The 12,921-nt window shown below is 42.2% G+C and carries 12 protein-coding genes; all 12 read right to left on the bottom strand.

Annotation, left to right across the window (positions count from 1 at the left end; all coding sequences use genetic code 11):
• Window positions 1–7: 7 nt before the first annotated feature.
• Entirely contained in the window at window positions 8–877 is an 870-nt protein-coding gene (locus AB5026_RS01635; RefSeq protein WP_349073085.1) for a patatin family protein, read from the bottom strand.
• Window positions 878–998: 121 nt separating this feature from the next.
• Window positions 999–2,555 carry an ABC-F family ATP-binding cassette domain-containing protein gene (locus tag AB5026_RS01630; protein ID WP_021652255.1) on the bottom strand — a complete coding sequence of 519 codons (1,557 nt, stop codon included), beginning with the start codon at window positions 2,553–2,555 and terminating at the stop codon, window positions 999–1,001.
• A 223-nt stretch (window positions 2,556–2,778) separates the two neighbouring features.
• Window positions 2,779–3,768, bottom strand: a complete 990-nt coding sequence (gene bsh / locus AB5026_RS01625) for a choloylglycine hydrolase (protein ID WP_021652254.1) — start codon at window positions 3,766–3,768, stop codon at window positions 2,779–2,781.
• Window positions 3,769–3,785: 17 nt separating this feature from the next.
• The gene (cls, locus tag AB5026_RS01620; RefSeq protein WP_368212621.1) at window positions 3,786–5,342 is read right to left on the bottom strand and encodes a cardiolipin synthase; all 1,557 of its coding nucleotides are present in this window, start codon (window positions 5,340–5,342) and stop codon (window positions 3,786–3,788) included.
• A gap of 398 nt (window positions 5,343–5,740) precedes the next feature.
• Window positions 5,741–6,544: a hypothetical protein gene (locus AB5026_RS01615; protein WP_021652251.1), complete on the bottom strand. Its 804-nt coding sequence runs from the start codon at window positions 6,542–6,544 to the stop codon at window positions 5,741–5,743.
• A gap of 16 nt (window positions 6,545–6,560) precedes the next feature.
• Window positions 6,561–7,379 (bottom strand): ImmA/IrrE family metallo-endopeptidase, encoded by an 819-nt coding sequence (locus AB5026_RS01610; protein WP_021652250.1) that lies wholly within the window; start codon window positions 7,377–7,379, stop codon window positions 6,561–6,563.
• Window positions 7,379–7,756 (bottom strand): helix-turn-helix domain-containing protein, encoded by a 378-nt coding sequence (locus AB5026_RS01605; RefSeq protein ID WP_015527351.1) that lies wholly within the window; start codon window positions 7,754–7,756, stop codon window positions 7,379–7,381. Before AB5026_RS01605 ends, AB5026_RS01610 begins: the two co-directional genes overlap by 1 nt.
• 961 nt (window positions 7,757–8,717) lie before the next feature.
• Window positions 8,718–9,665 (bottom strand): DUF4868 domain-containing protein, encoded by a 948-nt coding sequence (locus tag AB5026_RS01600; RefSeq protein ID WP_021650599.1) that lies wholly within the window; start codon window positions 9,663–9,665, stop codon window positions 8,718–8,720.
• An 85-nt stretch (window positions 9,666–9,750) separates the two neighbouring features.
• Window positions 9,751–10,212, bottom strand: a complete 462-nt coding sequence (locus tag AB5026_RS01595) for a hypothetical protein (RefSeq protein WP_021650598.1) — start codon at window positions 10,210–10,212, stop codon at window positions 9,751–9,753.
• Between the two features lie 56 nt (window positions 10,213–10,268).
• The gene (locus tag AB5026_RS01590) at window positions 10,269–11,285 is read right to left on the bottom strand and encodes an O-acetyl-ADP-ribose deacetylase (protein WP_015527355.1); all 1,017 of its coding nucleotides are present in this window, start codon (window positions 11,283–11,285) and stop codon (window positions 10,269–10,271) included.
• Between the two features lie 614 nt (window positions 11,286–11,899).
• A complete protein-coding gene (gene rpsI / locus AB5026_RS01585) occupies window positions 11,900–12,292 on the bottom strand; it encodes a 30S ribosomal protein S9 (RefSeq protein WP_059086106.1) in 393 nt (130 codons plus the stop codon).
• A 16-nt stretch (window positions 12,293–12,308) separates the two neighbouring features.
• Window positions 12,309–12,737, bottom strand: coding sequence for a 50S ribosomal protein L13 (rplM, locus tag AB5026_RS01580; RefSeq protein WP_021650595.1), 429 nt, complete (start codon window positions 12,735–12,737; stop codon window positions 12,309–12,311).
• Window positions 12,738–12,921: the final 184 nt, after the last annotated feature.

The following is a 12,921-nucleotide window of genomic DNA, read 5'->3' as shown; positions in this document are numbered from 1 at the left end:
CTGTGATTCAGGAATCCAGGTAGGCTTTCAGCTTCTCCAGATCCTTTTTCATATCTGCTCTTCCTGTCTGGTAGATCCGCTCCAGATTGCTCTCATCACGCTCGATCATCGCCGCCTGGATGGGACTGCTCGGACGGATGATATGAATGCGCCCCTCTTTTTCCAGAGCAGACAGTTCCTCCAGTGTTTCATTATAATGGATATGCCGTTCCTCCAGATCCTTCAGAAAAGCCGGATATTTATGTAATACTGCTTTCAGAAAAAGCTGCATCTTCGGGTTTGCTTTTTTTCGGTACTTCACATCTCTGGTAAGCACCACTACGTTTTTTTCGTATCCCCTGGAAAGCATCCATTTAACCGGGATCGGATCAGACACACCACCATCCAGAAGTCTCTTTCCCCCAAGCTTCACCGGTCGGGAGGCTATCGGGATCGATGCAGATGCGCGCATCCATTCAATATCCTCCACATCTCCGTTGGGACATTCATGATACACCGGTTTTCCTGTATCCAGGTCCGTACACACCACTGTAAATTTCATGGGATTTTCTGCGTAGGTCTGACGGTCAAAAATATCCAGTTTCCAGGGCAGTTCATAATATCCGAATTCCCGGCTGTATACATCTCCTGTGGTGATCCAGTTCCGGATGCTTGCAAGTCTTTTATCCTTGCAGTACTTTTTGTTATAGCGAAGAACTCTTCCGATCTGCCTGGACTTATAATTGCATCCAAAAACAGCTCCAGCCGATACGCCCACCGCACTGTCCGCGTAAATCTCATTTTCCATCAGAACATCGATCACACCGGCTGTATACAAGCCTCGCATACCGCCGCCCTCCATAACGATACTGAATTTTTTCAATTGTGTTTCTTTCATTTATTTGTCCTCTGTATTCTGTCTGGCAGACTCTGCTGCCCTTATACTGTCATCTTTATGTCCCATTTATTCTACTTTTTGAATTATATCTGTCTTTTCTGCCATATATCTATATCCATTATCAGAATATCTTGGTTGTCCACTTGCTCATATCCCAGACTTCATTTACCACATCCTGGTAAAATTCCGGTTCATGGCAGATGAGAAGGATACTTCCGCGGTATTCCCGGAGAGCTTTTTTCAGCTCGTCTTTTGCATCCACATCCAGATGATTGGTAGGCTCGTCCAGAAGAAGAATATTGGTGTCACGGTTCACCAGCTTGCAAAGACGCACTTTTGCCTGCTCACCACCGCTTAAAACTCGTACCTGGCTCTCAATATGCTTGGTCGTCAGGCCGCATTTTGCCAGTGCGGAACGCACTTCATACTGGGAAAATGACGGGAATTCCTGCCAGAGTTCTTCGATACAGGTAGTTCGATTCTCACCTTTAACTTCCTGCTCAAAATATCCGATCTCAAGGTTCTCGCCCTGCTCCACGCTTCCGGAAAGAGGCTTGATCAGTCCAAGAAGGCTTCGAAGAAGTGTTGTTTTTCCTATTCCATTGGTTCCCACCAGTGCGATCTTCTGTCCTCGCTCCATAGTAAAATTCAATGGCTTGGAAAGCGGCTCATCATAACCGATCACAAGATCATGTGTCTCAAAAAGCATCTTTCCTGGTGTTCGGCCATAACGGAATTTGAACTCCGGCTTCGGCTTCTCTGCTGCCAGCTCGATCACATCCATCTTGTCCAGCTTTTTCTGGCGGGACATAGCCATGTTTCTTGTGGAAACACGGGCCTTATTCCTTGCTACGAAATCCTTCAGCTCACTGATCTCCTGCTGCTGTTTGCGGTAAGCAGCCTCCAGCTGTGCCTTCTTGACCGCATAGACCTCCTGGAAATGATCGTAATCTCCTACATAACGGTTCAGTTCCTGATTTTCCATGTGATAGATAATGTTAACTACAGAATTCAGGAAGGGAATATCGTGGGAAATAAGGATAAAGGCATTCTCATAATCCAGAAGATATCTTTTCAGCCATGCAATATGCTCCTCATCCAGATAGTTGGTAGGCTCATCCAGAAGCAGGATATCTGGCTTCTCAAGAAGAAGCTTCGCAAGAAGTACCTTGGTTCTCTGTCCGCCGCTTAGATCCGTAACATCACGGTCAAGCCCCAGATCCAGAAGGCCCAGAGCTCTGGCAACCTCCTCCACTTTGGCATCGATCGCATAAAAATCGTGAAGTGTCAGTTCGTCCTGGATCGTTCCAAGCTCTTCCATCAGACCATCCATCTCGTCAGGATCTGCAGTTCCCAGCTTGTCGCAGATCTCGTTCATCCGTTCTTCTTTTTTAAGAAGAGGATCAAAAGCGGATTTCAGCACCTGGCCGATGGTCATCCCCTTTTCCAAAACTGCATGCTGATCCAGATAGCCTGCGTGGACATTTTTTGCCCACTCTACCTTACCCTCATCCGGCATCAGTTTTCCGGTCACGATACTCATAAATGTGGACTTTCCTTCGCCATTAGCGCCTACAAGTCCGATGTGTTCTCCCTTAAGAAGCCGGAAAGATACATCTTCGAAAATCGCTCTGTCTCCAAACCCGTGGGTCAGGTGTTCTACATTTAAAATACTCATTTGTTATATTCCTTTATCATTGTGGTTTTTCTGTTTTCCCGGAAGGGATTTTTAATAATGCTATAGTATTATACTTGATATTTTTCTCTGCTGTAAAGTCAAATCTCTGTATACACTACGATCGGCTGACTGGCAGCTTTTTCGTATTACCGGTTAAGCTGCTGAATACTATTGAATAATTTTCCATCTTCCTACCTCATTATCTTCTGTAAAAATCCTGTTCTTATTTATTATGCCATCGGATCTCACCGTTTAATATGATCGGATAACGGATCAGCTTGTCTGAATCAAGGTTTTCCGCATACATATCTACTGCGGTTATCTGGTGATTATCATATGTGGTATAATAATAGATTCCCTTTGTCGTGTTGCAGCATGAAGTATAGATCGTGATCTCATATGCGCCCTCTGATACCTCACAGCATCCCCGCTGCTGATCAACAGAGCCTAAAATATGGAAAAACTGGCTGACACTTTCGTTTTCCCCATCTCCGGATATTGCGTTTAATTTTGTAAATGCAACCTTTACAAATCTTGACTGGCTTGAAAGATCTCCCGGAATTCCCATTCCGCCCATTCCTCTGCTGTATGGATCCAGCTCCAGCACTCCTGCAAATGTACTTTCCGGCTGCTTTCTGGATACACCTGCATAATTGTTAAGTGCAAACATCTGACCGGGGAATGGAGGATTATTTGTAAGTACGCCAACAGGATCGTCATAGATGTGCATTCCGTCTTTCATGGATTCTACAACGATGCATTCCTCCTTGTCTGCGATCATCCAGTGAAGCTGTGCCGTTGGAAGCTGTTCACTGAAGGGTGTTCCCATAAGCTTCATATTGGAAAGCATCCTCCTTGCTTCAGCCACCGAAGCACACTGGGTAAGGATCCATGGAATAAATTCATATTGCGCCACCTGGACAAGATCCTTATCTGCCTCTGTCGCTTCATCTGCATATGCCGCATTCCCCACAAAGTTAAGTCCTGCCATACCCAGTCCCTTTTCATTAGCCGCATCATAATAAAGCGGATAATCTCCTGCTACAAACGCCATTCCTATGAGAGCATAATGTGTTTTTGCTTTTCCTGCATATCGGAAATCGAACTCATAATTTCTTGGGGTTATGGTCACCTCTTCCCCATAGGAAAACTCATAGTCAAGAGTTCTTCCCATATAAAAATCCTTTGTCTGATACGTTGCTGCTGTACACATAAATCTACACCTCTTCCTTACAATAATCCTGCAAACAATCTCATGAAAAGCTGTCCCAGACGAAGATATGCACTGCGTCCTGTACGGTATTGTTCTGTTACTTCCCGACATTCCTTCATTGTTTCTTCCAGGTCATTTCTTATGGATAATACAGCCGGACTGTCTGCCATAAAGCATCCGTTTTCAAAATGATGATAAAGACTTCTGTAATCCAGATTTATAGTTCCGCAGGTTGCCATACAGTCATCTGCCACGCTCATCTTGGCGTGACAGAAGCCAGGTGTCCACTCGTAGATCCTCACTCCATTTTTAACCAGTCCATGATAAAAGGAACGTGTAACACTGTAAATCATTTTTTTATCCGGGATTCCCGGTGTAATGATCCTGACATCAATCCCCCGCTTTGCAGCAAGACACAGCGCATGTGTCATTTCATCCGTAATGATCAGATATGGCGTTATAAACCAGCAGTATTTTTCAGCTTTGTTGACCATGCTGATATAAACTTCCTCTCCTACCTGTTCATCATCCATTGGACTATCTGCATAAGGCTGTGCAAATCCGGTCTGAGCTGCCTTATATTCTGATCTTATAAAATATTTGCTGAAATCCTCATTATTATTCCTGTCATTGGCTGCATTCCACATTTCAAGGAATGTTGCTGTCAGCGACTGAACTGCATCGCCTTCAAGACGGATCCCGGTATCCTTCCATTGTCCGTAGGGATGGGTATAATTGAAATATTCATTTGCCAGATTATAGCCGCCTGTGAAAGCTACTTTTCCATCGATCACGGTTATTTTTCGATGATCACGGTTGTTCAGAAATACATTCAGACCCGGCATAAAAAGATTAAATACCCGGCAGTGGATTCCGATCTGCTCCATCTTTTTTACGAAATCCGTATTAATAAAGCCAATAGAGCCCATATCATCATAAAATACTCGCACCTCCACGCCTGCCTGCACACGCTCCTCCAGCACTTTCTGGATCTTTTTCCAGGCCTCTGCATCTTCTATCGCATGGTATTCCATAAAAATAAACTTTTCAGCCTTTGACAGTGCTGATAACTGTGCTTCTAATCCCTTTACCGCCTCATCATAATAAACAATATCCGTATTCTGGTATACGGGATAACCTGCATTTTTCCAAATATACTCACTGATATTTCCTGCTTTTGGGATTTTGTTTTTGATATTTTCCAGTTTTTCCCGATTGTCCGGCAGAAGCGGCAGAAGCTTTCTGTCGATATCCGCATATCGTTCTCGCATTTTACGGGTTCCGCCATTTAATCCGATCAGCAGATACAGTGCTACACCCATGATCGGAAACACAAGTATCAGAATGATCCACGGCATTTTCATGGAAGAGGTCTGATCGGATGCATATAGTGCCAGAACCAGAATTCCTGCAAAGACTCTAGTCAGCAGATTAACGATCTCCGCATATTCATTCAGCCTTGTGATCACGATAATGATAAAAGCTGCTTCCAACAAAATACAAAGCACCGAAAAGCATAATCGAATGACACCGTTTTTCGTTTTTGCTCTACCCTCCAGTGTATCCTGCTTCATAAAACCGCCCCTTTCTGCATTGAATGAGAATTTTCTGTTGTGCGTAAGCCTAACTGAATATTCCTGTTGCGTAATAAAATCAACAATTATCTTCTATACTGCAAACAGCGCAGCGCTGACCTGATGATTCCTTGTCCACTGTAATAAAAAATGAAATAAGAAGAAAGCCCTGGAAGCTGCAACTTCGAGGGCTTTTGCTTTTTTCGTTATAAATACTTTAATTCTTTTTTTGCCTGCGAGCATTATATCATATGCGATTTTTCTTCGCAATATACTCTGTATACTTTTTAAGATGTTTCTGTTTTTACTGAACTCTTTGCTTCTATCATTGCAATAACTTTCTCCGCTGGTTTCCCAACTAGACATGTGATTGTTGGTATTCTTTAACCTGTTTTCACTTACCGCTTGTACCGCAACATACCATTTTTCAATTCAATAAATTTTCCGTTAAAGATTTCCTGCAACACCTGTCTGCATGGTATCCGTTGCAATCTTCTAACCTCAGACGCTTCCATTACTCGGAAAGTAGTTTGGTGATGATCTTGATAAAATGCAATGAGCGATTCAATATACGGCTCAGCATCTTCAAACGTCCAGTTTGCTTCCTCCTTCAAACGCGAGAATACCGATACCAGACTAATACATCGAACATCTTCAAAATTTGTAGCGCCATTCCGAGCATTTCGGTCATCGGAGCAGAACACATAAATCTGCTCCCCAAGCATCACCGACAAGACCTGCAACAGCACAAAAGACTTGATTTCTCCAAGATTATTTTTCTTGCCCACTTCGATATCGAGTCGTTCAAGCTCTTTCAAATAATCCTCTCTCGATATCGCCGTGTAATCAGCATCTTCCAATGCTCGATAATGTTCCGAAAAGTAATCTTTAGAAAAAACATCACAGGCCAATTTTAACATCTGTGTATAAGTCGCACACGCCAGCGGCCCTCGTACATGTGACAGGCTTTCAAGAATTTCTTGATCCGTGTAGCTTTTTATCTTTTGCGCGCCAATCTTTTCGCTCAACCAGATTGGCGCATCAGCATTATACCGATTAAGTTCTGTTACGATTTGCGCATGACAAAAGAACACATATTCCGGCAATTCCATGACCCGGTCAATCAAATGATTATCGCCGCCATCTTGAACAGAGTGCGTTTTGGAAATGAAATCGGTATCTAGCAGTGCATATTTTTTCACTTCGCTTTGACACCCCTCAATCCAAACCGTACTCTTTTTTCAGTTGAGTAATGTAAGCCACATCGTCATTTTCTCTGGATTCTGTCAGATACTCATGCTGTCTGTTATACTCAACTTTCTCAAGGAGTGTGCCAAAAGATTCTGTTCCCCTGCCATCAAGCTGCCAGCGCTTTGCCTTACCTATCAGTGATGCCCTTTTCATTACATTCGCAGAACTTATCTCCAGCAGCTTTTCAGCCTGCTGGTGGGATATGTTTCCACTTTCAAACAAGCGCAGTACAACTGCCTTGTAGGGCATAGCAAACATATCCATAAGTATCAAAACGGAATCTACCGAAACCAAATCTTTATCAATTCCATACAGTAGAATTTGCTCATGGAGAAGTTGATCCGGCATCAAAAGCAGACCTGCGAAGGCATTAGCTTCCAAGTCCTCCTGTGTTCTTCCTGTTTCATCACCTGTTGCCGAATCCAGCATAGAACCATTTTTTATATAGCTCTGGTCTGCATTTTCTACATAACAGTAGATATGATACAATTCATGCGACGCAGCGAAAAACTGCTTACATAGTGGAAGTGCCGTATTTACGCACACAAAAATCGTATCCTGCTTCAAAAAAGTCAATGCCCATAATTCATCATCATGAATTGGAAAACGAAGCAGTTCCAGTGCAATTTCTTTCTTTCTTGCATAGTTCTGTATAACAGCAAAAATATTATCTTTGATAATAGAATTACCGACATACTCTGCCGAAAACTGCCTGACAACAGATTGAATTTCATCAAATTTCCTGTTTTGGCTTACAAAAAGGCTATCTTTCAGAACATTGTTCATCACTTATCCTCCCAGAGCTGCTCCATCTTTTTGCCATTCTCGCATGCCCTAGTGTGGAACAGAATCATGTCGGACAGTTCATCCGCAAGCCGGATTCCCTTTCTTGCTTCTTCTGTTTTAACACGCCCCATAAACGCATGAATCACATTCGTATCCATCGGCTTTTCTGGCATCTTCATCAGAGAATCCATCGACACATGCAGATATTCAGAAATCTTATGAAGTTCAATCGCATTGATTGCTCTTGCACCATTCATAATTTTGCTCATTGTCTGTTTGGAGACTCCAATTCCTTCTGCCAGATCAACCTGCTTTTTGTTTTCTTTTTTCAGTTCAGCCTGAATGTTGTTTGCAATTATCATATTTACATCCAGCATATAATCGCCTCCTGTTCTTGTACTTATATTATACGCTCTTTCACATAGAATATCAATTATTTAGAGACTGATCTTAGTTTTTAATTTATTTTGTCGCTATTTTAGTTACAAGTCATCGCTAACCTTCAGAAGAGTGGTTTACACTAACGCTATAAACCTGTATTTTCCTCATTCAAAAGACCTTCTACAACCTCAACAGAGAGATTTCTATGATAGAACAGCTCATTGCCGAAGCAACAAAATTTGATTTCAAAGTTGCTCTCAAAACGAATCCACCAAAAAACCGGTTAAAAAACACCCCATTGCTTTTCCAACGAGGCTTGTAATTGTTGCAGGTCGACAAAATGCTTGTTTCTACACCCCTTGACCTTTCTTTCTTGTTTATAATGAGAAAGAAAGAAAAAGAAAGGAAAGGCAACCTTTTCAAATCTGGATCGAACTGACAGAAGAGATTATCCAGAGGATGCAATCAGAGAATCTTTACTGAACAGCATTGTTCACCGTGATTACTCTTTCAGCGGAAGCAATCTGGTCAATGTCTATGAGGATAGAATCGAATTTGTCTCCCTTGGAGGTCTTGTATCCGGTCTGGAACTGGAATCCATGCCTTTTAGATTTTCTTCGCAATCGTAGACAGCTCCGAAAAAGAGCCTCATGACGGTGAAGAAAAAATCCAGAGCTGTGTTTCTTTCCACTTAGCCTTCGTTAGTTTCTTTCTGTCCCGAACACACCTTTTACCTGAATTCTGAAATCCAGCTTGTTGTTGGTCAATCCCTGCATGAGCTACACATTCTTATATCTGGGCAGGAAGATTGGACTGATAGACTGAATATCTTGCTCATTAATACAATGAGCCGTCATGAACTTTTTCGTCATATGGGGCTTTATATCTGACAGTACCTGTGACATAGAATCCTTTTTTTCTTCTATCACTCATCTATATTTTCCTATCATTGGTCAGTCAGTGACTTGCTCCCACTGGGCCCAAAAGCATTTTGCTGGAGCTGTCATATTCTTTTCCAGTGAGTTCAGACCGAACAATATCATCATTCAACATTTTAATAAATGCCGCTGCCTCTTTTTGTGAAGAAATCACAATATGATCTTCTTCAAACTTGAACATAGTTTTGTAGCGAGAATGCTTTTTCAGATTCTCTAACAAATCGTTCTTTTTCATCTGCAAAACAGGCGAATTTTTTGCCTTTAATAACTTCTTTGCATTTGTCAACTTACTTTTATTTTCAAACGCAACAAACTTTTCAAGGCTATCTACAATATCCAGATCGCGAATAATCTCAATCGTCTTCTGTGCCCCCGCTCGTATGTATTGCTCAAATCCAAAAAATCTCTGCATAAGATCCATTTTTGCCGTAACAACACTTGAAGAAAAGATAATTACATCTGCTCGTGAATCTATCTGCACAATATCGCTATCAATTTCATCGTATGTATCACCAACAAATAGGGCTATAACATTTTTACTTCGATCAATTCTTGATACAGAGTATATATGTTGATAAACCCAAAAGTACTTGTCATTCAAATTGATTCTAAAAAGAAATCCAGACAGTTTATTTCTATCGCTTTCCGAGTAGTACTCCGTACGCTTTTCAGCATCATCAAGAAAAGTAAAGGGTCTATAGTTCTCTATCAGACTAATCTCATAAAATTCTTTCTTATTGTCTGCAATATTTTCTGATGTATCAAATTCGGCATCATCTGCAAGATAGGTACAATTGATAAAACCTGCCACCTTATCTTTTGTGCTAGAAAGCAACTTATCTGTTGCTCTGATTTTTTTGGTTTGATATCCACTTTCATCGCGTAGGCAGGCATATATTTCAATACCGCAAACTGAACCAGAAAACATTATCGACTTAATCGATGCCTGAATTTCTTCCTTGGTCATTTGTTCATCTCCTTCATGTAGAGGACTGTATCATTAATCACTTTATATTCTACTGTACTAGGATTTTTTAAAAACCTGCCTTTAACTACAGCCAAACAAATTTCATTATTAGTAAAACTGGGAAGAGGAGTTTTGTATTGTCCATGAATGCTCCAAGGAACAAAACGCCATGTGAACCAAATATCTTTTCACCCCAGTTGTCGATTTTCCAGTAATGTAATTTGTGATCCACTTCTGGTTCTTCAAACTGGTTCCAATATTCAACATCACGTAGATATTTATCGATATCAGCCTTGGTCTTTTCCAACGCTTGCCCCTTCGCCTCTCTACTTTCTGTAATACAGATATTGAACTGCGATAACAGCCCTGCCAAGCTCATCAAAGACTTCAAATAACTATTGATTTTTACCGCACGGACGATATAAGTCAGATATCCCTGTTCATTGATGAACTTTGTAATTCCTTCACGATCTATTGTTGGAAGCATCGACATCTGCGATACAGCCGGTGTTAGCACTGGCTGCTCGGTTTCGTACCTTACAGCCATAATATAGCGATTTTCTTTTGTGAAGTGGTCGCATAGAAAACGACATTTCTTTGTCCTTATGCCCCGATCAGGCTCTGGTCAAAAGCAAACAATGCCTCGTTGATTTCATACACATTGTAGTTTCCCCGTTCGACAAAATATTCTACAATGATATCGAATTTGCTCGAATGGGAAAGGGTAAACCCTGCCTTACCGAGCATCTCCTGCATCTGGGCAAGCGGCAGTTCCAAAGCAAGAGCAAATGCCAGCACTGTTGGTTTGGATGGCCTATAGAATTTATCAGAGCGAATTTTGGAAAAGAGCTTCCGGTCAATGTTTGCCTTCTTGTAACACTGGACATCCGTCATGCCGCTTTCGTCAATCTTCCGCAGCAGCATTTCTGAAAAACTCTCATCAATCTGCCCCAGTGCCTCCTCCAGAGATTGACTGCTGCAAGATTTACAGATTGCTTCGGACGGCAGCGGGGCAGATGCAACTTCAAAGCAGGATTCCTCTGACAACGCTTCAAGCCGCCGTCTCTGTTCTACTCGACTGTCGGTATGTTCCTCCACATATCGGTCATCTATGTACGCCGCGATATCAACAAACAGTTTTCCGCTAATCTGATATGCCTTCTTATCAAAGATAACGATGTAGACCATCATCTCATTTTCCAGCAAGAATGCACTGATGGTATCGACTGCAACCTTCAGAGCCTGGTCTTTTGGATAGCCGTAGATGCCGGAGGAAATCAGCGGAAAGGCCACCGACTGACAGCCATTTTCTTTTGCCAGGTTCAAAGATGTCCGATAACAGGATTCCAGAAGCTGTTGTTCCTGATGCTTGCCATCTCGCCAGCGCGGGCCGACTGCATGAATCACATATTTGCAGGGCAGGCGATATCCCTTTGTGATTTTTGCGCTGCCAGTCTCGCAGCCATGCAGCGTACTGCATTCTGCAAGCAGTTCCGGTCCGGCGGCACGATGAATGCAGCCGTCCACACCACCGCCGCCCAAAAGAGAAGTGTTGGCAGCATTGACGATTGCGTCAACGCGCATTTTTGTAATATCGTTTCTGATAATCTGTAACGGCATGAAGCATACCTCCCATTCGTCCGATCAGAGTCCTTGTCTGATCAAATATCTATTAAAGTGTCTCATACATTGCTTTCAATTTTTTCGGCGCTACACCGTTCCTGCAAATACACTGCCATAAAGGGCAAATATATTTGCTTCCCGTCCGTATTGTTCTATGCTATAATACTATTGTTGTCCAACCGAAACCCGGCAACGGGAGGAGGTGAACGTTATAGACACTTTAATTACCTTTATCATCACTGTTGCGGCAGGTGTTACTTGCCATCTCATCTGCAAATGGTTAGACAGACATGATAGGGACAACAAATAGCCTAGTGGTTTCTTATCCACTATAATAAAATAAGAAGAAAGCCCAAGAAGCTGCAACTTCAAGGGCTTTCACTCTTTTTGTTATAAACACTTTAATACCTTTTGCCTACTGGCATTATATCATACGCAATTTTTCTTTGCAATATACTCAATATATTTTTTAAGGTGTTTTGTGCGCTACGTGTGTTCTACACCTCAAAATCGCCCACTTTTTTAGAAAATCCAAGAACTTTCAGACATAAAAAAACCCCGGAAAATCAAAGATTTCCGAGGTTTTGATAAATTTCCGTATTCGATTGGAATTATCGCTTGCTGAACTGCGGAGCGCGACGAGCTGCTTTGAGACCGTATTTCTTACGCTCTTTCATACGTGGATCACGTGTAAGGAATCCAGCAGCTTTAAGAGCTGGTCTGTAGTCTTTGTCTGCCTCAAGGAGTGCTCTGGAAAGACCATGACGGATTGCTCCAGCCTGTCCTGTGTATCCACCGCCGTGAACATTAACGATCACGTCGAATTTACCCTCTGTCTCTGTTAAAGCCAGTGGCTGACGAACGATAACCTTCAGAGTCTCAAGTCCGAAGTACTCATCGATGTCTCTTTTATTGATAGTGATTTTACCTGTTCCAGGTACCAGGTAAACTCTTGCGATTGATTTCTTTCTTCTTCCTGTTCCGTAGAATTTTGCGCTAGCCAATGTTTTCTACCTCCTATTAAAATGTTAAAACTTCAGGCTTCTGAGCCTCATGTTTGTGCTCTGGTCCTGCGTATACGAAAAGTTTCTTGTTCATAGCTCTTCCAAGAGGTCCTTTCGGAAGCATTCCCTTAACTGCGAGCTCGATAACCTTCTCAGGTTTCTTTGCTAACATTTCTTTTAATGTGGTTTCTTTCATTCCACCAACATAGTCGGAGTGGTTATAATAAATCTTCTGCTCAAGCTTCTTGCCTGTAACTTTGATTTTATCAGCGTTTACAACGATTACATAATCTCCTGTGTCAACGTGCGGTGTAAACTGAGGTTTGTTCTTTCCTCTTAAAACACTTGCAACACCGGATGCCAGACGTCCCAGAGTGCAACCCTCTGCGTCAACTACATACCATTTTCTTTCGATTTTATCCGGATTAGCCATATAAGTCTGCATGGTCCTACCTCCTGTTATTTATCAACGATAATGTTTCTCAAACCGCGGTACTTCCGCGAAAAAAAGTAAATGGAAACGCGGGTGCAAAATAAATCGCGGAAATGTCCGAAACCGCTGATAAAATGCCGTCGCCGGGGCTATTGGCTCAAGCATCTTCGCACTACGTCACATTGAGTTATTATAT

The organism is Blautia sp. RTP21359st1_E11_RTP21359_211015, from assembly GCF_040910705.1.
Taxonomy (GTDB): domain Bacteria; phylum Bacillota; class Clostridia; order Lachnospirales; family Lachnospiraceae; genus Blautia_A; species Blautia_A fusiformis.
Note: the sequence above shows the minus strand (reverse complement) of the source record. Positions and strands in the feature narration are given on the sequence as shown.